Source organism: Pseudomonas sp. MWU12-2319 (assembly GCF_023242525.1).
In the GTDB taxonomy this organism is placed as follows: Bacteria; Pseudomonadota; Gammaproteobacteria; order Pseudomonadales; family Pseudomonadaceae; genus Aquipseudomonas; species Aquipseudomonas gingeri_D.
Genome location: NZ_JALJES010000002.1, coordinates 515,417 through 538,872, shown reverse-complemented (window position 1 = coordinate 538,872; position 23,456 = coordinate 515,417). Strand labels below are relative to the sequence as shown.

Sequence of the window (23,456 nt, the reverse complement as noted above, 5' to 3'; positions counted from 1 at the left end):
TGGCTGCTGTCGTCACTTCACCTTTCTGCTCAGGTCATCGACGTTGCGTTTCAGACTGTCCAGATCACGCTGCTGATCACTGATATCGCGCTTGAGGCCGGACAACTCACTGGAACTCGAACTGGAGCTTGAGCCTGAACTGCGCTTGAGATCGTCCACCTGGCTGGTCAACTTTTCGATAGCGCGATCCTGATCGCTGACACTGCGTTTGAGGCCGGAAAGATCGCTGCTGTTCGAACTGGAATTGGAGCCGGAACCACTGTTGCGTTTGAGTTCCTCGATGACACGTGCCTGATCGTTGATGATCTTCTTCAGGCTCTCCAGTTCGTCGGCATTGCGCTTCTGCAGATTCTCCATCTTCTGCAAATCATCCACCGTGAAATCGGTATTGCGCAGCGAGTGCCCGGAACCCGAACCACCATGGGTCGCGGCGAGATGATCAAAACCCGAAGCACTGAGATTATCGACCTCCACCGCGGCCTGGGCCGGAAGTGCCAAGCCACCCAGCAGCAGGACCAGCAAGCCAGTGGCGGGAATCGTGAACGAGGGTTTGAAACGAGCGAGCATCACTGAGCGTCCTTGTGAAGTGCCGAGATGGCACATAGCTATGACTCACTTTTCAAAAACTGGTTCCGCTCCCGATGTTCTGGCTTCAGGCTGTCCGAAAAACCACGGCAATCATGGGATGTCCAGCAACTGCCGCATGTTCCGATGGCGTGCATCAAAGATGCGATTCATGTACGCATCGACAAACAGCCACTCCAGCGCCGCACCACCGATAGCCCGGTAGGTAACCCGGTCGGTATAGAGCGTCCCGCCCTCGGCGGCCTCGACCCGGTGCTCATGGCGAAACGCACTGAGCGGCCCCCTGACCATCTCATCGATAAAGTGCTGATTGTCTTTGACCTCACGAATACGCACGGTCCAGTTGGCCGGGATAAAACCGAACATCCAGTGCCGGAAACGGAACTCGCGCCCCTGCTCGATCCGCAGGTCGGCGATGTCGACCTTGCCCAGCGGCGTGACACGCTCCGGAAAAATCTTCGGGAAGTTGGCCCCCTCCAGGCAAAAATCGAACACTTCGGCGCAACTGCGCCCTTTGATCAACGTGGTCTTTTCCAATACAGGCATATGGCGCGCGCTCTTCAAATGGGTTTGGCAATCGGCCAGGAAACGCCGACGCCAGATTGATCATTCGACACTAGATCAATATGGCCTTCCAGCATCATTGAAAAGATAACGACCGACAGGGCACGATATTCAGTAGACCTGAACCGTCAGGGATCTCTGACGCCCAGGCCTGAGAGTCGCTTCTCAGAATGGAACTGGCCAGGTCGCTATCATATCGGGTCGCCGGTGTCGGCGGCTCGAAAGGCGCCCGGAACCGCTGCGGCGACAAGGCAACCTCAACACTATTGACCACGTTGGCGGGGCGCGCTTCCTGAACACCCAGGCAGCGTATCCAGGGAGTGCTTTCCCGCACATCAAAGGAACGAAATATGACCCGTAATATGATCGGCAGCGCGGTTGGCGGTGCGGCTGCATTGATCCTGCTCATTGTGTTTTTCGGCAGCTGGTACACCGTGGATGAAACCGAGCGCGGCGTGCTTCTGAGAAACGGCGCGCTCGTCGGTGTGGTGGACCCCGGGTTGTCGTTCAAGACACCCTTCATTGAAACGGTCAAGCTGATCAGTACCCAGAGCCAGGTCTCGGCCTATGAAAATCTCCAGGCCTACAGCAAGGACCAGCAATCGGCGCAACTCAAGGTCTCGGTGTCGTGGCACGTCGCCCCTTCCGATGTCGCCAAGGTGTACACCCAGTTCAAGGATATCGAGGGCATTCGCGACCGACTGATCAGCCGCCAGGTACCGACCCAGGTCGAGAACGTCTTTGGCCAGTTCAACGCCGTGGCCGCCGTGCAGAACCGTGTCCAACTGGTCAATGATATTTCCGCCGCGATCAAGACGGCGATCACCGGGCCGGTGATGATCGACAGCGTGCAGGTCGAGAACATCGACTTCAGCGATGCCTATGAGAAAGCCATCGAGGCACGCATGGCCGCCGAGGTGCAGGTCAAGACCCGCGAACAGCAACTGGCCACCGAACAGGTCCAGGCACAGATCCGCGTGACCCAGGCACAAGCCGAGGCCGACGCACAGCTGGCGCAGGCCAAGGCCGATGCCCAGGCCACCGAACTGCGCGGCCGAGCCGAGGCGGAAGCGATCAAGGCCCGCGCCCAGGCATTGGCGAGCAACCAGAACCTGGTGGAGTTGACCAAGGCGGAGCGCTGGAATGGTGTACTGCCGACAACGGTATTGCCGAGCGGCTCCCTGCCCTTTATCGATGTCCGGCAGGAGCGCAAATCCGATTGATTGCGGGCCCGTCGAGCGGCGGCTACGAGATCGGGTTTTCCTTATCGATCCAGCCCTTGAATGCATCGAGGGCTGAAACGATTTGCTGGCCAATCAGCGGATCCGCCGCAATGCTCGCCTCATCCATTTCTTTGGCCAGCAGGTTCACAGTGATCGATGCCGGTTCGACGATATTGGCTGACATCGTTTCCAGCACCAGCCTGAGCGCCGCCTGGGCATGACTCGCCCGCGGCGATGCATTGAACAGCGCCACCGGCTTGCCGGGAAATTCGTGGCTGGCGACGAGCCAATCCAGCGCGTTCTTGAACGAGCCTGGAATGCCACGCGCATATTCGGGGCAAGAGATCAGAATGCCATCTGCCCGACCGACCAGCTCCCGCAGCGCCAAAACGATTGCCGGAGGATTGTCGGCCAGGTCCGGGTCGAAATGCGGCAACTGCCCCACCTCCAGATAATGCTGGATCGACACCCCCTGCGGACTGAGCCTCTCGGCGGCGCGAAGTAACGAGGAGTTTGAAGAGGCCGCCCGAAGGCTCCCGGAGACTGCCAGTAGCCGAACCCTTGATACCTCCACCTACACCCCCAAAAAACCAGCGTTTAAGGCCCAATGTTTAGGGAAAGACAGAAAACGGTCAACCCAATAACGGATTCGATACGTCGAACACCACTGCCAAACGCAAGACGCAAAAAAGGGCCAACCTTTCGATTGACCCTTTCAGACCGCCCAGCAGAGCGGATTTTATTTGGTAGGCGCGATTGGACTCGAACCAACGACCCCCACCATGTCAAGGTGGTGCTCTAACCAACTGAGCTACGTGCCTGCTGTGAGGCGGCATTCTACGGATTTCCGAAAGGCTGTCAACCCCTTTTCTTTCCGCTAAGCCTATGAATATGCGTATTTTTTAGTGAACACCCGGAAAACGAAAAAAGGGCCAACCTCTCGGTTGACCCTTTCTGACCGCCCAGCAGAGCGGATTTTGTTTGGTAGGCGCGATTGGACTCGAACCAACGACCCCCACCATGTCAAGGTGGTGCTCTAACCAACTGAGCTACGTGCCTGCTGTGGGGCGACATTTTGCGGATTTTCTCAAAGCTGTCAACCCCTTTATTTCGCTAACCCCTTGAATACGCGTATTTTTTACTGATTCCCGGCGAAATCGGCTTTTTTCCCGGGTGGCTGGCGGGGGTATTTCATCTGAGGTAGGATCAGGCCACTCGTAAAAAATATAAAACAGAGGTTGCAGGATGGCGAACACCCCCTACCCCCAGTCCTATTACGCCGCTTCGGCGAATCCGGTTCCTCAACGCCCTGCCTTGCAGGATGACGTCGAGACCGATGTGTGCGTGATCGGCGCCGGTTATACCGGGCTGTCCAGCGCACTCTTTCTGCTGGAGAACGGTTTCCGGGTCACAGTGCTGGAGGCCGCCAAAGTCGGTTTCGGCGCGTCGGGCCGTAACGGCGGGCAGATCGTCAACAGCTACAGCCGCGATATCGACGTCATCGAACGCACCGTTGGCCCCAAACAGGCGCAATTGCTCGGGCAGATGGCCTTCGAAGGCGGCCGGATCATTCGCGAGCGGGTGGCCAGGTACAACATCCAGTGTGACCTGAAGGACGGGGGTGTGTTCGCCGCCATTACCAAAAAGCAGATGGGCCATCTCGAATCCCAGAAGAAGCTCTGGGAACGCTATGGCCATACCCAGCTCGAACTGCTGGACGAGCGACGCATTCGTGAAGTGGTCGGTTGCGACCAATACCTGGGCGGCATGCTCGACATGAGCGGCGGTCATATCCATCCGCTGAACCTGGCATTGGGCGAAGCGGCAGCGGTCGAGTCGCTGGGCGGGACCCTCTACGAGCAGTCGCCGGCAGTGCGCATCGAACGCGGTGCCAATCCAGTAGTGCATACGCCACAGGGCAAGGTCAGGGCCAAGTTCATCATCGTCGCCGGCAACGCCTACCTGGGCAATCTGGTGCCGGAACTGTCCGCCAAATCGATGCCCTGCGGCACCCAGGTGATCACCACCGAGCCGCTGAGCGATGCGTTGGCAAAGTCGTTGCTGCCCCAGGACTACTGCGTCGAGGACTGCAACTACCTGCTGGACTATTACCGTCTTTCCGGTGACAAGCGCCTGATCTTCGGCGGCGGCGTGGTCTATGGCGCACGGGACCCGGCCAATATCGAGGCGATCATCCGGCCGAAGATGCTCAAGGCCTTCCCGCAACTCAAGGATGTGAAGATCGACTACGCCTGGACCGGCAACTTCCTGCTGACGCTGTCGCGCCTGCCGCAGGTCGGTCGCCTGGGGGACAATATCTATTACTCCCAGGGCTGCAGCGGTCATGGCGTGACCTACACCCACCTGGCGGGCAAGGTGCTAGCCGAAGCCCTGCGCGGCCAGGCCGAGCGCTTCGACGCTTTTGCCGACCTACCGCACTACCCCTTCCCCGGCGGCCAGTTGCTGCGCACGCCGTTTACCGCCCTGGGAGCCTGGTATTACACGTTGCGGGACAAGCTGGGGGTCTGACCCCCGCAGCCTGATGCAAATATTGTCGTCAGTGCCCGGCCAAGACCTTGGTGGCCTGGGCCGCCGCCTGTTCCTGACCGGCCTGGGCCAGGTCGTTGGCGGCTTTCAACCAGCGCTGCCGATCAACCTGGGCCGGCAATTGCGTCGGCGCCTGGATCAGCACCGCCCAACTGCCGGCGCCCTTCCAGGCCGATGCAAAGGCACTGAACTTCATCGGCAGCCGGGGGCTCATGCCCGCGCGCAACAGCACGGTCTGTTTGGTCCGGTTGTAACCGACCAGCACCCCATAACGCGGGGTCGACCACACCCGCCCCTCGTTGAACCGGACCAGCACCGGATACCCGGCGGCGACCTGGGCCAGCAACGCCGACAACTCAGGGTCCAGCGGATAGACCACCATGCCGTACTCACGGGCCAGGACCTGCATGTTGCGCTCAAGGCCGTCCTCGGCTCCCGGCAATTTCAGCGGTTTCTCCAGCAACCCCGGCGTCACGCTGACACTCTGCTGCGACAGCATGGTGGCCAGGGCCATGGTGCCGCCTTGATAGGCCTCGCCACGGAAGAACGGCACGGCATTGAGCTCAACCCGCTCCGGCAGACTCCGGACCTCTGGCGAAACACCACCGCCGGCACAACCGCCCAACCCCAGCAACAATGCCCCCACCAGCCACAAGCGCCGCCCCGGTACCGTTCGAAAATTTGTTGATCCCTTGAACATCTTCACTCTCTTGGTCAATCGCCAGGCCGTTCAACACCTGACAGGCCCCCTGATCATAGGTCGCACGCCGATGTGGGTATAGCCTTTCGTTGCGATTTGCCTGACGCGATAGAGCGAAATGACTGACCCAACACGACCTTTGGTCAATGGACTGAAACACAGCAACGTCTAGACTGATCCTGGAAAGACGAAGTGAGTGAGCCCGAACGGGCGAAGGAGGCACTGATGAGCCTTGTAGCGATAATTGCACTGTTGGTGCTCGGCTGGGTCACCGTCGCAGCGGCCATGTTGTGGGGAGTCCTGAGAATCTCCCGCCGTCACCACCACCCTGCCCTGCCGGCACAGCCCAAAACCGCCGAACAGTCCCAGGCCCGTACTGTCACTGTGCACTGACGGGCTTTTAACGAAAAAGGCCGCCTGAATCCAGGCGGCCTTTTTATTGACGCAACAGCTATCAGCCTTCTGCTACCTGACGCTTGTGCCGGGCACGCCGGGCCAGCATGTTCAAACCTTCGATCACCGCGGAGAAGGTCATGGCCGCGTAGACATAGCCCTTGGGCACATGGGCGCCGAAGCCTTCGGCGATCAGCGTCATGCCGATCATGATCAGGAAGCCCAGGGCCAGCATCACCACCGTCGGGTTGTCGTTGATAAACTTCGCCAACGGCTCGGACGCCAGCAACATCACCAGCACCGCCACTACCACCGCGATCACCATGATCGGCAGATGCTCGGTCATGCCCACGGCGGTGATGATGCTGTCGATGGAAAAGACCATGTCGAGCATCAGGATCTGACCGATCGCCGCCGCGAAACCCAGGGATATACCGGCGCTGCTGTCTTCGGTCTCCTTGGCCTCGGGGTCCATGCTGTGGTGAATCTCGGTGGTGGCCTTCCACACCAGGAACAGGCCACCGGCAATCAGGATCATGTCCTTCCAGGAGAACGCCTGGCCGAACACCTCGATCACCGGCGCGGTGAGCTTGACGATGTAGGCGATGGTGCCCAGCAAGGCCAGGCGCAGGATCAGGGCCATGCCGATACCGATACGCCGGGCCTTGGTGCGAAACTGCGCCGGCAGCTTGTTGGTCAGGATCGAGATGAAGATCAGGTTGTCGATGCCCAGCACGATTTCCATGACGATCAGCGTCGCCAGGGCAATCCAGGCGGTGGGGCTGACGGCGAGTTGCAACAGGTATTCCATGGTTCAGTCCTGATTCGGGGGTAAGGCGGCCACGTCCTGGCCCACCAATAGCGCAGCATTCTAAGGAAGTGAACACTTCAGGAAAATTCGTATTTTTAAGCGCTATACTTCGGTTTTAACGAACTGAATAGAGCCTGATGCTCAATTATCGCCAGTTGCACTATTTCTGGGTCGTGGCCAGGACCGGCAGTATCGTCAGGGCCTGCGAGCAGCTGAACCTGACGCCACAAACCATCAGCGGCCAGATCAGCCTGCTGGAACAGACCTTTGGCGTGGAGTTGTTCCGCAAGGCCGGACGACAGTTGGAACTGACTGAAGCCGGGCGCCGGACCCTGCCCTATGCCGAGCAGATGTTCCAATTGGGCAACGAACTGGAAGCCATGTTGCGCACCCAGCCGAACGAGCAGCAGCGACTGCTGCGGGTCGGGGTCGCGGATGTGGTGCCCAAATCCATCGTCTATCGCCTGATCGCGCCGACCATGGAGCTGGATGAGCCGATCCGTATCACCTGCCGCGAAGACAAACTCGAACGCCTGCTCGCCGACCTGGCGATCCAGCGCCTGGACCTGGTGATTTCCGACAGCCCCATGCCTGGTCATCTGGACATCAAGGGCTATAGCCAGAAGCTGGGGGAATGCGGGATCAGCTTTTTTGCCACATCGGCACTGGCAGCGCGCCATGCCGAGGATTTTCCACGTTGCCTGCATGGCGCACCGCTGCTGATTCCCGGACAGGAAAGCGTGGTGCGCAGCCGGCTCTTGCGCTGGTTCGCCGAACAACACCTGCACCCGAGGATCGTCGGCGAGTTCGACGACAGTGCGCTGATGCAGGCATTCGGCCAATCCGGCAGCGGGATTTTCATTGCCCCGAGCGTGATCGCCGAGGAGGTATGCCGGCAGTACGGCGTCGAGCTGATCGGCCAGACCGATGCGGTAAGCGAGTCGTTCTATGCGATCTCGGTGGAGCGCAAGGTCAAGCACCCTGGCATTGTTGCCATTACCGAGGGCGCTCGACGCGAGCTGTTTACCACGCAGGAAGACTAAGCGCTGACCGTGCGGGATTTCGCGCTCAACAGAAGGTTTGCGGCAAGCGGGCAAGCCCGCTCACCACAAGATCTCACCGGTCAATCAGATTTGAACCGGTATCGAGCCGTACGAAATCAGAACGCGCCCATGTAGTCACGTTTGCCGATTTCCACGCCGTTGTGGCGCAGGATCGCGTAGGCAGTGGTCACGTGGAAGAAGAACTGTGGCAGGCCGTAAGTCAACAGGTAGGCCTGGCCAGTGAAGCGCTTCTCTTTCGGTGTGCCCGGGCGGGTCACGATCTCGATGCCTTCCTTACCGTCGATCTTGCCCGGGGTGATGGTGTCCAGGTGAGCCAGCACCTTGCTGATCAATGCCTGCAGTTCGGCGAAGGTGGTTTCGCTGTCCGGGTAGGACGGCACGTCGATCTCGGCCAGACGCGAAGAAACGCCCTTGGCGAAATCGACTGCGATCTGCACCTGACGGTTCAGCGGGAACATATCAGGGGCCAGACGGGCTTGTACGAAAACGCTCGGATCGATGTTCTTTGCCACCGCATGGGCTTCGGCCTTGTTCAGAACGTCGCTCAAGGCATTGAGCATTTGCTTGAAGACCGGAATGGAAGCTGCGTACAGGGAAATGGTCATGAGGATCTCGCAGTGAAAATGGCAGGAGTGAAGCTGGGCGATTATAGCCAGGGTGAAGCGTATAGCGGCTTGTCTTTTTACGGCTGAAGGCCCTACGCTTACGACCTTTCAACGCACAGGGAAAAGCACTATGGGCAGCGAGCAAGAGACTTCCGTCGACCAGCCACAATTGAACAGCACGGAAATTCGCATCCTGGGCTCCTTGATTGAAAAACAGGCCACCAGCCCGGAAACCTACCCCCTGACCCTCAATGCCCTGGTGCTGGCCTGCAACCAGAAAACCAGCCGCGAACCGGTGACGAACCTCAACCAGGGCCAGGTCGGCCAGAGCCTGCGCGCCCTTGAAGGCCGTGGCTTTACGCGCCTGGTGATGGGCAGCCGTGCCGACCGCTGGGAGCATCGGGTCGAAAAGGCGCTGGAACTGGTGCCGGCCCAGGTGGTGTTGATCGGCCTGCTGTTCCTGCGTGGCCCGCAGACGGTCAACGAACTCCTGACCCGCAGCGGCCGGATGCATGATTTCGAAGACAGCGAGCAGGTCGTGCATCAATTGGAGCGCCTGATCGCCCGTGGCCTGGCCCTGCTGATTCCAAAACAGGCCGGGCAGCGGGAAGACCGCTACACCCACGCCCTGGGCGACCCGGCGGATATCGAAGCCATCCTCGCGGCCCGCCAGCAAGGACCCGAGCGCAGCGCGGCCGGCGCGGTGTCCGTGGAGCGTATCGAAGAGCTGGAAGCCCGGATCGCGGCGCTTGAAGAACGTCTGGCGCGATTGGAATAACCACCGCCAGACGCTTCATTCAACTGCGCGCAAAGGCCACCGCCTTCTGGAACTGCTCTTCGCTGGGCCGCACACCGGTGTACAGCACGAACTGTTCCAGCGCCTGGATGGCAATCACTTCAAGCCCGGTGATCACCCGCTTGCCCAGGGCCCTGCCGCGTAGAATCAACGGGGTTTCCGAGGGCACCGCGACCACATCGAACAGAGTGTCGGCCGCCTCCACCGCCGCGGCCTCGAAGGCCAGCTGATCCGCTTCCGGGCCACCGCTCATGCCAATCGGCGTGACATTGACCAACATCTGCGGGCGTAACGCCCCCAACTCCGCCTGCCATTCATAACCGCAACTCTGCGCCAGCGCCCTGCCCGCTGCTTCATTGCGGGCCATAATTACGCCATTACGGTAACCGCCATCCCGCAGGGCCGACGCCACGGCCTTGGCCATGCCGCCGCTGCCGCGTAGCGCGAAGCTGATGTCCTTGGGCACCGCATGGGTCTCAAGCAACTGCGCAATGGCGATGTAATCGGTGTTATAGGCCTTCAGATGGCCAGCAGTGTTGACGATGGTATTGATGGACTGAATCGCCGCGGCGGACGCGTCCAGTTCATCCACCAAGGCGATGCACGCTTCCTTGAACGGCATCGACACCCCACAGCCCCGAATACCCAGGGCCCGAATCCCACCGACCGCGCCGGTCAGGTCCTGGCTGCTGAACGCCTTGTAGTAGAAGTTCAGGTCTAGTTGCTCATAAAGATGATTGTGGAAACGCAAACCGAAATTCCCGGGGCGCCCCGACAACGACATGCACAACTGGGTGTCTTTGTTGGGGTTCATCTGCATGTTTCATCTCCTGAAGGGGTGTTTTCGGATAAATGGGATAGGCATTTACCCAGCTTTCGTCGATCATAGCGACCAGCTGAAGGCTCTGGCACCTGGCCTCGGATAGCTGTCAAAGAAGCCGCGCCAAGAACCTTACACAAAATTTACTCAACGGCTGTGCAATTTTTCAGAAAGTCGTTGTCATAGAAGTATCCCCACGACAGTCCTTGAGTCTATTGCAGACAACAAGCGCTGGGGTTGGAACCCGAGGAATAATCATGATTCGTACAATCCCCAAGATAGCCTTGCTCGTTGGTGCACTCGCTGTCGCAGGCCAGGCCTCTGCCCATGGTGGCAACTGGGTCGGCCCTGCCTTGTTGGGTGGCGTGATCGGCGGAGCCATCGTCGGTTCGGTGATGTCAGAGAGCCGCCCGGCTTATGTCCAGCAGCCCGTGTATGTGCAACCGGCCCCGGTCTATGTACAACAGCCGCCTCCGGTCTATGTCCAGCAACCGGTCTATGTCCAGCCGGCCCCGGTCTACGTCCAGGGTGGCTACTATGGCCGTCCGGTGTACTACGGTCATCCGCATTACTACGGCGGTGGCCCACGCTGGTAATCGACAGGCAGAACATCCAGGCCCTGCTCGCAAGAGCGGGGCTTTTTTTTGCGATATCCAAGCGTCGATGTCTGAATTGCGCCAGCAAAGGTCGCAGGCAAGACAACCGCCCAGCGGCAATAAAAGGCATGATATGACCTGTCGTCGCCCAGGACGGGCCTTAATACGACTGTCATATTTATGCCATGCCCGATCAGCAAGATCAGGCTGAATGATAAGAACAAGGACGAACCATGCCTACGCAGAACCCACATCGTACCGCTGGCCTCTGCACATCCAGCAAGGTCTACAGCGCCCTCACCGAGCTCAAGCAGCTCGAAGGCCACCGCACGGCCAAATTCCTCTCCTTGCTGGCCGAGAATCTGGTCCGCAAAGGGCTGCTGAATGAGCAGGAAGTGCTGAAGATGCTCGACCAGGTCGTCGACTGACGCACTCTATTGCCGCCTGTCGATCTCGTCGATGTCCACTATCGAGCGCGATGATTTTCCTCCGATCGGGCCGGGCCTTAAGGTAGCTCCATAGATTGATGGAGGTCCTCATGGCCAAGGTACAAATCATGTCCGTAATCGGCAGTGCCGTTCCCGCCTCGCTCAGAGAGCTGGGCCTGCTCGCCTGCTGGTACCTGGTTCGAGACGGTGTACCGATCAGCGGACCGTTCACCTCGCTGCGGGCAGCCAAGACTTCGTCGCAAAGCATGAACCTCTCTGCACTGAACGCCTGATCGGCCCAAGATTCCCGAAAACGTGCGTTGCTCCGCACACCCCTTTGCCCGCATTCGTTGCGGGCTTTTTTATGGGCGCGCGCTGATCAGCCGCGCTCGGCCAGGGCGGCATTGACCTGGGCCCGATGGGCGAGCTTCTGCAGGCGCTTCTCCAGTTCGATCATCACCACGCGGTCGCTGCGACCACTTTCCAACTCGTCGATCAGTGCCTGGGTCACCTGGCGCAGTTCATGGCTGATGACGATCCGGTCGTCGTTCAGGTCATCCTTGTGCGACTCGAACAGGCGATGCAGGAAATCCTCGAGAGTGCGCTGGCAGCGATGCCGGTCCGACGCCCGCAGGTGAGCGAGATTAGCGCTGATACGCCCCAGCAGGTCCAGCAGTTCGATGCCGAAATAGTGCAACCGCCGCGCATAACCCACCTCGCGCTCACGGCGTTGCTTGCGCTGCTCCTGGAACTCCTGCTTGCGCTGGATCGCCGGCACACTGATAGCCACCATCAGGCCGACCACAAGACCCACGGCCTGGATCCAGCCATACCAATCCGCCGATTTCGGAAAGAAGGCAAAGCCCAGCAACAGTACCGCCACCATCCCCGCCCAGACCACCATGGGCAGGTAATCCCTGCTGATCAAACCCTTCGGCATTGCCGGACTCCTGAGTCATTGGATCGCGTCGATTACGTCGCAAGCGCCGATGCTAATCGGTCCGCGAGGCCCGTACCACCACGTATCAGGCTGGGTACACAATTAAATAGCCATCACTTATCCGGCGTCCTGGCAAACATAGCAAAGAAGCGCGACAACGACCGCCGACGCGTCCGCAAGTCGTTTCCATTCGTGTTCCAACCGGCAGGAAACTCAGCGCGTCACGACCCCGACCAGCCCGTTCGAAAAGGCACCGAAAAGCCTGAAAATAAGAGGGCGCAATCCATACAACTGCCGCCATACGTACGCTACTATGTGTCTTATGGCCAGCATGCATCCAGCCTTCATCGCCGGCCAGTTAGGACACAGCGTTCAGGTCCTCCTGCCGACCTATGCATGCTGGCTTAGCTCACCACGGATTGGACCGAGATCAGGAAGCTCGAAGAGAGAATGGGTACAACATTGGTACAAGAGTAAATTTTGTGTCAGTTAAGCCCAATATCTACAGAGGTGTGGCAACTTTCTGAACTATATTCATAAAATGTAACGTTTTTTTGAGAACGACCCGTTACCTACGGTTTACCCATTATTTTTTGCGAGTCCATCCGCGTGAACATTCGTCATTCCATCTTCGGCCTGGTTTTTGTCCTGGCAGGCGCCGCCATCACCCCTAACGTAGAAGCCCGCGAGACCGTCTCCGCCCCCCGTGATACCCATCATCTGCAAGTCGCTTCCGGCAGCGCCCTGGTCGTCGATCTGCAAACCAACAAGACCCTTTACTCCAGCAACCCGGACGTGATCGTGCCGATCGCCTCGGTGACCAAGCTGATGACCGCCATGGTAGTGCTGGACGCCAAGCTGCCGATGGACCAGTACATCTCGGTGAACATCGCCGATACCCCGGAAATGAAAGGCGTGTTCTCCCGGGTCAAGCTCAACAGCGAGCTGCCGCGCAAGGAAATGATGCTGATCGCCCTGATGTCTTCGGAAAACCGTGCGGCGGCCAGTCTCGCCCACCACTACCCGGGCGGCTACGCGGCCTTTATCGCGGCGATGAATGCCAAGGCCAGGTCCCTGGGCATGATCAATACCCACTATGTGGAACCCACTGGCCTGTCGGTCCATAACGTCTCCACCGCCCGTGACCTCAGCAAGTTGCTGATGGCCGCACGTCACTATCCGATGTTGAGCGAACTGAGCACCACCAAGGAAAAGACCGTGGCGTTCCGCAAGCCCAACTACACCCTGGGCTTTCACAACACCGACCATCTGGTCAATAAAGACAACTGGGACATCAAGATCACCAAGACCGGCTTCACCAACCAGGCCGGTCACTGCCTGGTACTGGTCACCAACATGGGCGGTCGCCCGGTGGCTTTGGTGATTCTCGATGCGTTCGGCAAGTACACCCATTTCGCCGATGCCAGCCGGATCCGCAACTGGATCGAAACCGGCAAGAGCGGTGGCGTACCGGATGTGGCCCTGCGCTACAAGTCCGAGAAGAACCTCAAGAGCCGCGACCAAGCGTCAAAGTAAGCCCTGATACCGTGGCCCGATTCTTCGGGCCACGTGCTGTCGTGCTCGGGTGCCTGTTCCTGCGCGCCTATCACCTGGCTGAACTGGGCCCGTCAGTCTGCCTCGCCGGCAGTGATGTGACTTCGACGGCCCTGCTCGATCAGCCACAAGCGGAGTCCAATCCGTCACCATAAGCCCAAAGGTGCCGCCGCGCACCCAAACCGGCATAATCGCGCTCCGCCTCCGTCGAACAGGACGTCACCCGTGAGCGCCGCACGCCCCCCAACCCGCGAGAACAAAAACATCGGCCGCCTATTGCTCGAACTGCTGTGGCTGCTCCTGGTACTGCTGGTGCCGATGTTCTTCGTCACGATCCTCCCGCCCTTGCTCGCCCTGGCCGTGGTCATCGTCTGCGCCGGGGCGATGTGGGTCTGTGTGAAAGTCGGTTGGCCCAAAGGCGGACGAGCCTTTGCCCGGCTGATGATCTCGGCGGTCTTTGGCCTGGGCTTCAGCCTCGGCCGAGCACTGCCCGATTACTGGGACATCGCGGCCGCCTGCCTGGCGATTTTCCCCGGGCTGGCTTGCGTGAGCATTTGGGAGAAGCACCTGGGCCTGGTAAAGCCCACCACGCAGACCCCACCCGCTGGCAGCGGTGCCAGTGCCTGGGGTGGCCAGGAGCCAACACTGACGCCCGAAGGCGAGCCGATCCGGGTGTTCAACCACGGCGAAATCGCCATGGGCGGCCCGGTGATGTGCGACTACCTGTTTCCCGACGGCACCCTGCTCGAAGGACTGGGTGCCTCGGCGCGCTTTTCCAGTGACGCCCGCTACTTCGCCGCCCCCATTCCGTCGCGCAGCAGTTGGGGCCTGGTAATCCTCGACCGCACCTTGCACCGCCTCTATCGCTGCCAGGCGGATCAGTTCTGGGAACTGGACACTTTCAATGAGCAAGGCCTCGGTGGGCGTTACAGTCCGTTGGTGGACAACGGTTCCCACCAGCACTCCCTTGAAGAGTTATTGCAAGACGCCCAAGCCATCGACCTGCTCCCAGTCAGCGATCTCTGGCTGGAACCGGGCAACTGGCAACAAGCCCTGGCCCGGCAACAGATCGAATATCGCTCCCCCGATGGTCGGCATCGGCTAAATGGCCAACTGACCCTGCCCGATAGCCTGAGGGAACTGGACCAACCGACCCGCCCGATCAACCATCCCGATTACCGGCTCAGCGTCGATAACGCCCCTTCATTCTTGTTGATCTCGGCCCAGACGCCGATTATCTGGAGCGCCGACAGCCGCAGCCTGATCTGTCGGGCCCGCACACTGGACTCGTCAGAGCCGCACCAAGCGCTATGGCTCTGGCAGCAGGATCGGGGCTGGCGCCCCCTGCGCAGCCCCTGGAGCCGCGACAACCGCAGCCCTAGCGGATACTGGAGCCAACCGGTGGCGCTGGACGAGCAGCAGGTCTGGCTGGAGAGCGAGCTGCCGCTGTCGCAACCCGACAACGGACATTACGGCTACCAGTTGCACAGTATCCACAGTGACTCGCAGATTCTGGTCGGCCACGACCCTCTGGGCCGCGAGCAGACTGCCGAATGGAACAGGCCCCGTATCCGCCTGGTCCTGCCACTGGACAGCGACGGGAGCACGGCCAGCGTAACCATCGAGTCAGAGCCGCTGGCGAATGGCACCCACGCCCACTTCACCTTGCTCCAGGACGATCAGGACGACTCAGCCGGCTACCAGTGCCGGATCGGCGACTGGACCCTGCCCGGCCTTTGGCGCCTGGATCATCGAGTGAGCGACTGCTCCCATTATCTGGCGCTGGTGCCGTTTGCCCTGCATCCGGCGGTGCCCGACCGCGTGATGGTGGCCGATCCCCGGCAACATCGGCTGATCGAGAGTCCACCGATGCGGGTCGCCGGGCTGGTGGATTTCAAGGCGGCGACGCTGAGCGTCGCAGTGATTGTCGGGCGCCTGCCGCGGGACGTCGCCAGTACGCCGCTGCAACGTTTTACCGAAGCCGTCCCTGATGCGTCCCAAGCCGCCGAGTTCTGCCGATACCGCGAAGACTCGCGCCTCTACTACGAGCTGCGCAGACTGCAATTGAATGGCGACAACCTGCAAGATTTGCCCGCCTGGCGTTGGGCCAAGCAGCCACAGATCGCCAGCGCCGAAGGCGAGTTTATCCAACCCTCCCCGACCGGCCTGGACGCCGCCTGGCTGTTCGGCACCAGTACCGAATACGGCGACGATCTGGGGCGCGGGCATATTGCTCGCCTGGGCGGACACCTGCTGACCGCTTCCGGCTGTGCCCTGTCGGACCTGGCCCCCTCCATGGCCTGGTCGCCGAAGGGACGCTACCTTGCGCTGACCCGACTCTATCTCGACCATCGCGACTTCGCTGACAGCTACAATCGCAGCGCCTGGAAACTCCTGCTGCTGGATGTCGAGGCACACACCTTGCGCACCGCACCCGGCTGGCTGGGCAACCGACCACAGCTCATCGACTTTGCTGCCGACGCCCTGCACTTGCGCCAGTTCGAAGCGGACTGGGATCAGCGGGATGGCTCCGACCCGGGTACTCGTGTGAAGATCGCCTTGAAAGAGATACTGGAGTGGCCGTGCGAACCCTTGCAACTGCAAGCAGGCCTCTGGCTGACAGCCGCCGAGGCGGCTCATGCCCAGGCTTGGCAAACCCTGGAAAGACCGGAACCGCTTCGACTTCTGCAAGAACAGGCTACGCTACAGACCAGTCGCCGCCCCGAATCATCTCGCACCGGACCCGCTCATGAGTAAATCGTCCTCAACCGTCCCTGATGACAAGGCCCCCTACTTCTGGCGGGACGAACGCCTGCCCTTCATCGAGGCCCGCTCGATCCAGGACGGCCGCAAGGTCTGCTATTCCCGGCATTCCCACGAACACTTCTCGATCGGTGCGATCACCCACGGCCAGAGCACCTACATCAACGAGCAGAACCAATGGCGGGTCACGGCCGGCACCGTGGTGCTGATGAATCCGGGTGAGGTGCATGCCTGCAACCCCATCGAAGACCAGCCCTGGGCCTATCGCATGTTCTATGTCGAAATAGCCTGGCTGACATCACTGCAACATGAACTGGGGTTCAGCCCGGATCTGGACTTCCGGGCATTTTCCACGCCCCATACCCGCGATCCGGCACTCTATGAAGGCTTGAACAGCCTGTACGAAACCCTGGTGGACGACGAGCTCGCGCTCCTGGAAAAACAGTGCGCCCTGGTCGAGTTCTTCACCCTGCTGCAGCACCGTTTGAACCCGGCGCCACGGCCGGCTCGGGAGATCAACCAGAAACTGGAACGGGCTGCGGCCTACATTCATAAACACTGCACTGAAGCCCTGAAGCTGGAAGACATCTGCCAGGCCGCGCAGTTGTCGGCGTCGTACCTGACCCGCGCCTTCAAACAGCATTACGGCATGACGCCCCACGCCTTCCTGGTCAACCGGCGCATCCAGTACGCACGCAATCGGCTGCGCCGTGGCGGCCTGATCGCCGACGTCGCGCTGGAGGCCGGCTTCGCCGACCAGGCGCACTTCCAACGGGCATTCAAACAACACCTGGCCGCGACACCGGGGCAGTATCGCGGTTGATTCGCCTCAAGGCAGCAACAGGTAGATCGCGCTGAGGGCCAGCAACAAGGCCATCAGCCGATTGAACAGGCGCATGCCCTTGGGATTGTCCAGATAGTGCCGCAGAAAGGTTCCGGCAAATCCCCAACAGGCAATCGAGCCGTAGCAGATCACGAAGTACACCGCCGCGAATTGCCACACCAACCGCGCTTCGCCATTGGCCGCAAACGCCCCCATCCCCGCCACGCAGGCCAGCCAGGCCTTGGGATTGAGCCACTGCATCACCGCGCCGACCGTCATCGTCGGCTGTTTGCCGGACTGACTGGTATTGAGACCGCCATCGTCGAGCGCCAGCTTCAAGGCCATGTACAACAGGAACGCCACACCGGCCAGCTGGATCACCCGGGTCAAACTCGGCACGAACAACAGCAGCTCATTCAACCCGAGGCCGATCAGGACCAGCAACAGGGTGAAGCCCAGGGTCGCGCCCGTCACGTGCCGCAAGCTGGCACGCCAGCCGAACTGTGCACCGGCGCTCAGGGCCACGATATTGACCGGGCCGGGGGTGATGGAAGAGGCCAGCGCAAAGGCCGCCATGGAAACAAGAATGCTCATCGTCTACCTTCTGCATGAGTGGATGTCGGGGCTGAAGGTACCCATGCGCACGGGCGGCGGTATTGAAGAAAACTCCCCTGTACAGCCTTTTGCCCCACAGACGAAATGTTTCATCCAGCAAAGCGTTCAAGCGGCGTAAGATGAACAAGGTGTTAATCGTGCATCGTATCCAGCCTGGGGAAACCGAACCATGAAGCCGAACCTCGTCAAAGTCGCGCTGGTAATGAGCGCCCTGCTGTTGAGCGCCTGCTCCGGCACGAGCACGATGACCAGCAACAGTGCCTGCTATACCGAAAGCTGTAACCAGCACTACGACAGCAAACCGGTCACCCAGAGTTTTGGCGCCTCGAACCTGGGCAGCAGCTTCCGTGAGTACGGCACCAGCATGCTGCGCGACTAAGCTCAATCGCTGATCAACGGCTGGCTGCATCCCCCGGCAGCCACGTTGATTTGCACACAAAAAGCCAGGCCTGGTCCTGCTATCTCATAGGAAATGTCCGACTTTCCACTCCCTAGCTTTACGTCGATTATCTGAATCTGGACCGCTGCCCCCGACAGCGCCTGCCCAGCCCTCGCTTTTGACGGGAGCCTGCCGTCAGGCGGTGCCTTCTGGTCACTTGTCCCTTGCAGGAGATACGATGAAGCTATCGATGAACTTATATGACGCGCTGACGAGCATCGATGTCCCTCCGAACAAGGCCAAGGCGGTTGTAAATGCCTGGGAGTCGGATATGGAAAAATTCGCGACAAAGTCTGATCTGCTCCGCACCGAGACCCAGTTGCAAACGTCGATTACGGAATTGGGCTCAGAAGTTCGTTCACTGGGCACCGAACTGCGCGCACTGATCAATGAACAGGGTGCAGAACTGCGAGCTTCCATCAAGGAGCAAGGCGCGGAACTGCGAGAGTCCATGACAAAGCAAGGCACAGAACTGCGAGAAGCCATGACAAAGCAGGGCGCGGAGCTGCGAGAAGCCATGACGAAGCAAGGCGCAGAACTGCGAGAGGCCATTACAGAACAAGGTGCAAAATTCCAGGTATCCGTTGCTGAAATGGACTCACAGAACAAGATCCTGCGCTGGCAGCTCAGCATCCTGCTCGTCTGCATCACCATTCCCCTGCTCAAGCTGGCTTACGATATGCTGATCAAGTTCACCTTGAACTGAGTCACTTCAGCTGCGCGCAGACTTGCCGAAGGCACCCGCGCAGCCAGCGGTGCGCGGGATCGGCATCCAGCCGCGGATGCCAGAGCATGGCAACCGTGAACGTCGGCAGCGAGAACGGAAGTTCAAAGCTGTGCATACGGGTACGCAGGTTGCCGGTGTGGCGCTCGGGCACGGTGGCGATCAAATCGGTGGATCGGGCCAGCGACAGCGCAGTCGAAAATCCGGCAACAAACGTAGCCACCTCCCGTGAAAACCCAAGCCGCTCCAGCGCCTCATCGACAGCGCCCTTGTCGAGCACTCGCCGCGCAACACCGATATGCTGGCCGGCCGCATACCGTGCAGGAGTCATTTCCCCCTGACCCAGCGGATGCTCCCGGCGCACCACGCCAATAAAGCGATCGCGAAACAGCGCCTGGGTCAGCAACTCCGGACCTTGGCTGCTACCCACCACACCGGTTTCCAGATCGACACTGCCATCGCGCAGTGGCGCGCTGTCCTTGTCCGGTTTCTGCAGGAAGCGTAGGCGCACCCCGGGCGCCTCTTCAGCGATCCGGGCCAGCAGCGCAGGACCGAAACTCTCCACAAAACCGTCACGGGTGCGCAGTGTGAAGGTGCGGACCAGTTGCTTGAGGTCCAACTGCCCGACAGGTCGCAGCACGGCTTCTGCGTCCTGCACCAACTGCGCGACCCGCTCGCGCAACTCCAGTGCCCGGGGCGTGGGCACCAGGCCACGCCCTGCCCTGACCAACAACGGATCACCGGTGGTTTCCCGCAAACGCGCCAGTGCCCGGCTCATTGCCGAGGGGCTGAGATGCAGGCGCCGGGCAGCGCGCGCCACGCTGCCTTCGGCCAGCAGCACATCCAGGGTGACCAGTAGATTGAGATCGGGTGTGGACATGGACCGCCCCTTGGCATGGCCTGTTCGGATAGCGCGTCAAACGCACGAGTACAGTGCAAACGGTGCACCTTCCGCCATGTTAGGCGCCGGCGTAGATTTCTGACAGCTCCGCGTTGGGAGTGGCCGAAAAGAGAAGCCGGATGAAACCGATCACTGCAGGACCCGAAAAGCTCGCGACGAACACCGAGCCACACACACCGTCGGCACGCTGGGCACTGGCCGGCTTGTCGCTGTCGATGCTGCTGTCATCCCTTGGCACCAGCATCGCCAACGTCGGCCTGCCCACCTTGGCCCAGGCGTTCAACGCGTCCTTCCAGAACGTGCAATGGATCGTCCTCGCCTACCTGCTGACGATCACCACCCTGATCGTCAGCGTAGGCCGGCTGGGTGATCTCACCGGTCGGCGGCGCCTGCTCCTGACCGGCATCGCCCTGTTCACCCTGGCCTCGACGCTCTGTGGTTTCGCCCCCACGCTGGGTCTGCTGATCGGCGCGCGGGCGCTACAAGGCGTCGGCGCGGCGATCATGATGGCCCTGACCCTGGCGTTTGTCGGCGAAACGGTGATCAAGGCCCGCACCGGCAGTGCCATGGGCTTGCTGGGCACCATGTCCGCCATCGGCACGGCCCTGGGCCCCTCACTGGGCGGGTTCCTGATCGCCGGGCCGGGCTGGCGCGCGCTCTTCCTCATCAGTGTGCCGCTGGGTGTGCTGGCGTTTATCCTCAGCCACCGCCACCTGCCCGCAGATCGTCAAAGGACTCAGCACGAGCGAAGCGGTTTCGACCCACTGGGTACACTGCTACTGGCGCTGACACTGGCGGCCTATGCGCTGGCCATGACCCTGGGACGCGGCCACTTCGGCCTGCTCAATATCAGCCTGCTAGCGATGGCAGCCCTCGGCCTTGGCCTGTTCGTGTTGACCGAGGCCAAGGTCGCTTCGCCGCTGATTCGCCTGGTGATGTTCCGTGACCTCAGGCTGAGCGGGAGCCTGCTGATGAGCGGGCTCGTCTCGGCGGTGATGATGGCGACGCTGGTGGTCGGTCCGTTCTATCTGGCGCGAGGGCTGGGATTGGACGCGGCTGGGGTCGGATTGGCGCTCTCAGCCGGGCCTTGTGTCTCGGCGCTGACCGGGGTGCCGGCGGGCCGACTGGCAGACCGCTTTGGCGCACAGCGCATAACGGTTGTCGGTCTGATGGCCATGACCGTCGGCTGCCTTGCGCTGTCGCTAGTGCCGCAGACCCTCGGGCTGGGCGGCTACATCAGCCCGCTGGTCGTTGTCACTATCGGCTATGCCCTGTTCCAGGCGTCCAACAACAGCGCCGTCATGGGCGAGGTCGGCACGCAGCAACGGGGCGTCGTTTCCGGCCTGCTCAATCTGTCGCGTAATCTCGGGCTGATCACTGGAGCATCGGCACTGGGTGCGGTGTTTGTGTTCGCTTCAAAGGCAGCCGACATCACCAGCGCGTCCCCCGAAGCCGTCGCCAGCGGCATGCGAACGACCTTTGCCACGGCACTGGCGCTGGTTGTCGTCGCACTGGCCGTGGCGCTGGTCGTCAAGAAAAGATAACGCTGCGCACTACAACGCAGGACGCTGGAACCCGACCCACTCCTGCACGGCAGGCCGCTGCCATTGGCGTTGCGCATATTCCACCAGGACAGGTGGCACGTCGTCACCGTTGAGGACCAGCCGGTTGAGCATCAGCGCCAGGTCCGTATCGGCAATCGACCATTGACCGAACAGGTGCTCACGGCCATCCGCCAGCAGTGCCCGGGCGGCCGCGAACAGCTTGCGCGTCGCCGCCTCGGCCGCTGGCGACAAGGGCCCCGACTTGATGCCATAAAACACCACCACGGTGGAGCGCTCCTGCCGGATCGGTATCAGGTCACTGCGCAGCCAGGCCTGGACCTGCCGGGCCTGCGCGCGCTGTTGACGGTCTTGCGGATAAACCGGCACCTGCGGGAATGTCTCTTCCAGATACTCGGCAATCGCCGACGACTCGGACAAGGCAAAGTCGCCATGCACCAGGGTCGGCACCCGCTGGGTCAGCGACAGGCTGGCGTAGCCTTCAGCCTGGTTTTCCAGGGTGTCGAGGTCCAGGGGGATCAGTTCGAAGTCGATGCCCTTTTCCCGCAGCACGACGAAATCCGACATGGCATAAGGGCTGGTGAATTGAGCATCGACGTACAGTTGCAGGCGGGGATCACGCACGACACATCTCCATATCCATAGGTGGGAGAGGACACGCTACGGGATTGGCCGTCATAAATGAAATGCATGATTTTCATGCGCGCATTCCCTGCGGGAATACCGTGGTTTCAGCGGTCCAGCGCTCTCTGTACACACCAGGACAATGGCAGCGTCAGCAGCACCATTGCCGCCAGGGCCATCACCGCGATCGGGATTCCGGTCAGGTCACCCAGCCCCCCGAACAACACCGGCGCCAGCGCCCCACCGCCGATGGTTCCGGTATAGAACAGCGCAAACGCCTGCTCGCGCCTGCCCGCCTCCGACAACTCCGGCACTACACCATAGAGCACCGACGATGTCCCGTTCAGAACCAGCCCCAGCAACGGCAGCATCACCATCATGCCGGACAACGGCAGATACACCGCCAGCACGATCAATACCGAAGTAGCGGACTCCGTGAGCCACACGGTCTTCATCATGCCGATACGCGCGCCCAGGTAACCGCAGAACAACTTGCCGAACGCGCCGCCCACGAACAACAGCATCAACGCCAGGCCGATACCCGCCGTACCGGCGCCCTTGCGGCTCAACAGGAAAGGCAGGAAGGTGAGAAAGCCCATGCGCACCGCGCTGTCCAGCGTGCCCGTCAGCAGCAGCGCACGCAGCCCGTTGGCGGAGCCTTTCCCTGTCGGTGTCACGGAGGCTTTCCGAGGCCCGGGCGACGTTGCCGCCTGTGTCGGAACCAGCCACCACAGCAGCACGGCGGCAGCCAGGCCAAGTACGCCCATCAGCGTGACACTGGCGCGCCAACTGACGACCGTCAACAACAGGCCTACCAGTCCCGGGAGCAACGTCTTGCCGATATCGCCGGAAAAATTGTATTGCGACAGCGCCTCCTTGACCCCGCCACCCGCCTCATGGGTATCGGTGATCAGCGAGGACGCCAGCGGGTGCTGGGTGCTGGCGCCCAACCCACCCAGCAGCAGCGCCAACAGCAGCACCGTCAACCCGCCGGCCTGGCCGACGAGCAGGTACGCCAAGCCGGCCAGTGCGGTGCCGCCCACCAACAAACGCTCTCGTCCCCAGCGTCTGGCGGCCCGGCTCGCCAACAACTGGAAACCGGCCATCATCCCGGAATAGGCTCCGCGCAGCAGCCCCACCTGCGCGTAACTCATGCCGAACTGTGCCTGCCAGATTGGCAGCAACACATAGATCACATCGGTCAGGCCGTCATGCACGGCATGGGCGCTACAGGCCGCCAGCAGGGACCGGCGGCGTAAAGAGCTCTCGGCGGGTGGCGTCTCGCTCAATGTGAGTGGGCTTTTCAAATCGGTCATTGTATTAACTCACAGAGCCTCTCGTTTTATGACGAAAAGACTTTATAGAATACGCAGACTGGC

27 protein-coding genes, 2 tRNA genes and 1 pseudogene are annotated in these 23,456 nt (G+C 60.8%); 16 read left to right on the top strand and 14 right to left on the bottom strand.

The window, feature by feature from the left end; genetic code table 11:
* Positions 1 to 12: 12 nt before the first annotated feature.
* Positions 13 to 567 carry a hypothetical protein gene (locus M5C01_RS05235; protein ID WP_152737521.1) on the bottom strand — a complete coding sequence of 185 codons (555 nt, stop codon included), beginning with the start codon at positions 565 to 567 and terminating at the stop codon, positions 13 to 15.
* A 111-nt stretch (positions 568 to 678) separates the two neighbouring features.
* Complete coding sequence (locus M5C01_RS05230; RefSeq protein ID WP_152737520.1) at positions 679 to 1,131, bottom strand: SRPBCC family protein; 453 nt, start codon at positions 1,129 to 1,131, stop codon at positions 679 to 681.
* Between the two features lie 368 nt (positions 1,132 to 1,499).
* On the opposite strand from M5C01_RS05230, the gene M5C01_RS05225 reads away from it, so the two are divergent.
* A complete protein-coding gene (locus tag M5C01_RS05225) occupies positions 1,500 to 2,372 on the top strand; it encodes an SPFH domain-containing protein (RefSeq protein WP_103498299.1) in 873 nt (290 codons plus the stop codon).
* A gap of 22 nt (positions 2,373 to 2,394) precedes the next feature.
* Here M5C01_RS05225 and M5C01_RS05220 read toward each other — a convergent pair whose 3' ends face one another.
* The 3 genes from M5C01_RS05220 to M5C01_RS05210 form a co-directional block, all read right to left on the bottom strand.
* The gene (locus M5C01_RS05220) at positions 2,395 to 2,946 is read right to left on the bottom strand and encodes an NADPH-dependent FMN reductase (RefSeq protein ID WP_178129764.1); all 552 of its coding nucleotides are present in this window, start codon (positions 2,944 to 2,946) and stop codon (positions 2,395 to 2,397) included.
* A gap of 170 nt (positions 2,947 to 3,116) precedes the next feature.
* Positions 3,117 to 3,193, bottom strand: a tRNA-Val gene (locus tag M5C01_RS05215).
* Positions 3,194 to 3,354: 161 nt separating this feature from the next.
* Positions 3,355 to 3,431 (bottom strand) — tRNA-Val (locus M5C01_RS05210).
* A gap of 186 nt (positions 3,432 to 3,617) precedes the next feature.
* Between M5C01_RS05210 and M5C01_RS05205 the strand changes: the two genes are divergently transcribed.
* A complete protein-coding gene (locus M5C01_RS05205; protein ID WP_152737519.1) occupies positions 3,618 to 4,901 on the top strand; it encodes an FAD-binding oxidoreductase in 1,284 nt (427 codons plus the stop codon).
* Positions 4,902 to 4,929: 28 nt separating this feature from the next.
* Here the strand turns inward: M5C01_RS05205 and M5C01_RS05200 are convergent, their stop codons facing one another.
* Positions 4,930 to 5,619 carry a peptidase C39 family protein gene (locus M5C01_RS05200; RefSeq protein ID WP_152737518.1) on the bottom strand — a complete coding sequence of 230 codons (690 nt, stop codon included), beginning with the start codon at positions 5,617 to 5,619 and terminating at the stop codon, positions 4,930 to 4,932.
* A gap of 225 nt (positions 5,620 to 5,844) precedes the next feature.
* Here M5C01_RS05200 and M5C01_RS05195 point away from each other — a divergent pair, with 225 nt between their 5' ends.
* The gene (locus tag M5C01_RS05195) at positions 5,845 to 6,012 is read left to right on the top strand and encodes a hypothetical protein (RefSeq protein WP_178129763.1); all 168 of its coding nucleotides are present in this window, start codon (positions 5,845 to 5,847) and stop codon (positions 6,010 to 6,012) included.
* A 61-nt stretch (positions 6,013 to 6,073) separates the two neighbouring features.
* On the opposite strand, the gene M5C01_RS05190 is transcribed toward M5C01_RS05195, so the two are convergent.
* Positions 6,074 to 6,823: a TerC family protein gene (locus M5C01_RS05190; protein ID WP_103498358.1), complete on the bottom strand. Its 750-nt coding sequence runs from the start codon at positions 6,821 to 6,823 to the stop codon at positions 6,074 to 6,076.
* A gap of 137 nt (positions 6,824 to 6,960) precedes the next feature.
* Here M5C01_RS05190 and nhaR point away from each other — a divergent pair, with 137 nt between their 5' ends.
* Positions 6,961 to 7,866: a transcriptional activator NhaR gene (gene nhaR / locus M5C01_RS05185; RefSeq protein WP_152737517.1), complete on the top strand. Its 906-nt coding sequence runs from the start codon at positions 6,961 to 6,963 to the stop codon at positions 7,864 to 7,866.
* Positions 7,867 to 7,982: 116 nt separating this feature from the next.
* Here nhaR and M5C01_RS05180 read toward each other — a convergent pair whose 3' ends face one another.
* On the bottom strand, positions 7,983 to 8,492 hold the full coding sequence (locus M5C01_RS05180; RefSeq protein ID WP_103498356.1) for a DUF1993 domain-containing protein: 510 nt from the start codon (positions 8,490 to 8,492) through the stop codon (positions 7,983 to 7,985).
* Between the two features lie 130 nt (positions 8,493 to 8,622).
* Between M5C01_RS05180 and M5C01_RS05175 the strand changes: the two genes are divergently transcribed.
* On the top strand, positions 8,623 to 9,270 hold the full coding sequence (locus tag M5C01_RS05175; protein ID WP_152737516.1) for a DUF480 domain-containing protein: 648 nt from the start codon (positions 8,623 to 8,625) through the stop codon (positions 9,268 to 9,270).
* Between the two features lie 19 nt (positions 9,271 to 9,289).
* Here the strand turns inward: M5C01_RS05175 and M5C01_RS05170 are convergent, their stop codons facing one another.
* Positions 9,290 to 10,108, bottom strand: coding sequence for a shikimate 5-dehydrogenase (locus tag M5C01_RS05170; RefSeq protein ID WP_103498354.1), 819 nt, complete (start codon positions 10,106 to 10,108; stop codon positions 9,290 to 9,292).
* A gap of 257 nt (positions 10,109 to 10,365) precedes the next feature.
* On the opposite strand from M5C01_RS05170, the gene M5C01_RS05165 reads away from it, so the two are divergent.
* From M5C01_RS05165 to M5C01_RS05155, 3 genes are all read left to right on the top strand, one after another.
* Complete coding sequence (locus M5C01_RS05165; protein ID WP_103498353.1) at positions 10,366 to 10,704, top strand: hypothetical protein; 339 nt, start codon at positions 10,366 to 10,368, stop codon at positions 10,702 to 10,704.
* Between the two features lie 233 nt (positions 10,705 to 10,937).
* Positions 10,938 to 11,132, top strand: coding sequence for a hypothetical protein (locus M5C01_RS05160; RefSeq protein WP_100942792.1), 195 nt, complete (start codon positions 10,938 to 10,940; stop codon positions 11,130 to 11,132).
* A gap of 110 nt (positions 11,133 to 11,242) precedes the next feature.
* Positions 11,243 to 11,425: a hypothetical protein gene (locus M5C01_RS05155; RefSeq protein WP_152737515.1), complete on the top strand. Its 183-nt coding sequence runs from the start codon at positions 11,243 to 11,245 to the stop codon at positions 11,423 to 11,425.
* An 86-nt stretch (positions 11,426 to 11,511) separates the two neighbouring features.
* Here the strand turns inward: M5C01_RS05155 and M5C01_RS05150 are convergent, their stop codons facing one another.
* The gene (locus tag M5C01_RS05150; protein WP_152737514.1) at positions 11,512 to 12,072 is read right to left on the bottom strand and encodes a hypothetical protein; all 561 of its coding nucleotides are present in this window, start codon (positions 12,070 to 12,072) and stop codon (positions 11,512 to 11,514) included.
* 256 nt (positions 12,073 to 12,328) lie between these two features.
* On the opposite strand from M5C01_RS05150, the pseudogene M5C01_RS05145 reads away from it, so the two are divergent.
* The 4 genes and pseudogenes from M5C01_RS05145 to M5C01_RS05130 all read left to right on the top strand — a co-directional run.
* Positions 12,329 to 12,549: pseudogene (locus M5C01_RS05145) on the top strand (site-specific integrase); the annotation flags it as partial.
* A 132-nt stretch (positions 12,550 to 12,681) separates the two neighbouring features.
* Positions 12,682 to 13,608: a D-alanyl-D-alanine endopeptidase gene (pbpG, locus tag M5C01_RS05140; protein WP_178129762.1), complete on the top strand. Its 927-nt coding sequence runs from the start codon at positions 12,682 to 12,684 to the stop codon at positions 13,606 to 13,608.
* Positions 13,609 to 13,851: 243 nt separating this feature from the next.
* Positions 13,852 to 16,383, top strand: a complete 2,532-nt coding sequence (locus M5C01_RS05135) for a hypothetical protein (protein ID WP_248764283.1) — start codon at positions 13,852 to 13,854, stop codon at positions 16,381 to 16,383.
* Positions 16,376 to 17,212, top strand: a complete 837-nt coding sequence (locus M5C01_RS05130) for an AraC family transcriptional regulator (RefSeq protein WP_152737513.1) — start codon at positions 16,376 to 16,378, stop codon at positions 17,210 to 17,212. The genes M5C01_RS05135 and M5C01_RS05130 overlap by 8 nt, the downstream gene beginning before the upstream one ends.
* A gap of 6 nt (positions 17,213 to 17,218) precedes the next feature.
* On the opposite strand, the gene M5C01_RS05125 is transcribed toward M5C01_RS05130, so the two are convergent.
* Positions 17,219 to 17,806: a LysE family translocator gene (locus tag M5C01_RS05125; protein WP_103498348.1), complete on the bottom strand. Its 588-nt coding sequence runs from the start codon at positions 17,804 to 17,806 to the stop codon at positions 17,219 to 17,221.
* Between M5C01_RS05125 and M5C01_RS05120 the strand changes: the two genes are divergently transcribed.
* The 3 genes from M5C01_RS05120 to M5C01_RS05110 all read left to right on the top strand — a co-directional run bounded on the left by M5C01_RS05120 (position 17,799) and on the right by M5C01_RS05110 (position 18,972).
* The gene (locus tag M5C01_RS05120) at positions 17,799 to 17,945 is read left to right on the top strand and encodes a hypothetical protein (RefSeq protein ID WP_177103420.1); all 147 of its coding nucleotides are present in this window, start codon (positions 17,799 to 17,801) and stop codon (positions 17,943 to 17,945) included. The genes M5C01_RS05125 and M5C01_RS05120 overlap by 8 nt on opposite strands.
* Before the next feature lie 51 nt (positions 17,946 to 17,996).
* Positions 17,997 to 18,206: a hypothetical protein gene (locus M5C01_RS05115; protein WP_103498347.1), complete on the top strand. Its 210-nt coding sequence runs from the start codon at positions 17,997 to 17,999 to the stop codon at positions 18,204 to 18,206.
* Positions 18,207 to 18,444: 238 nt separating this feature from the next.
* Entirely contained in the window at positions 18,445 to 18,972 is a 528-nt protein-coding gene (locus M5C01_RS05110) for a DUF1640 domain-containing protein (RefSeq protein ID WP_152737512.1), read from the top strand.
* A 1-nt stretch (position 18,973) separates the two neighbouring features.
* Here the strand turns inward: M5C01_RS05110 and M5C01_RS05105 are convergent, their stop codons facing one another.
* The gene (locus tag M5C01_RS05105) at positions 18,974 to 19,870 is read right to left on the bottom strand and encodes a LysR family transcriptional regulator (protein ID WP_103498345.1); all 897 of its coding nucleotides are present in this window, start codon (positions 19,868 to 19,870) and stop codon (positions 18,974 to 18,976) included.
* Between the two features lie 140 nt (positions 19,871 to 20,010).
* On the opposite strand from M5C01_RS05105, the gene M5C01_RS05100 reads away from it, so the two are divergent.
* Complete coding sequence (locus M5C01_RS05100; protein ID WP_152737511.1) at positions 20,011 to 21,435, top strand: MFS transporter; 1,425 nt, start codon at positions 20,011 to 20,013, stop codon at positions 21,433 to 21,435.
* A 9-nt stretch (positions 21,436 to 21,444) separates the two neighbouring features.
* Here the strand turns inward: M5C01_RS05100 and yfcF are convergent, their stop codons facing one another.
* Together yfcF and M5C01_RS05090 are read right to left on the bottom strand one after the other, a co-directional pair.
* The gene (gene yfcF / locus M5C01_RS05095) at positions 21,445 to 22,077 is read right to left on the bottom strand and encodes a glutathione transferase (protein WP_178129761.1); all 633 of its coding nucleotides are present in this window, start codon (positions 22,075 to 22,077) and stop codon (positions 21,445 to 21,447) included.
* A gap of 107 nt (positions 22,078 to 22,184) precedes the next feature.
* Positions 22,185 to 23,393: an MFS transporter gene (locus M5C01_RS05090; RefSeq protein WP_152737510.1), complete on the bottom strand. Its 1,209-nt coding sequence runs from the start codon at positions 23,391 to 23,393 to the stop codon at positions 22,185 to 22,187.
* Between the last annotated feature and the right edge of the window lie 63 nt (positions 23,394 to 23,456).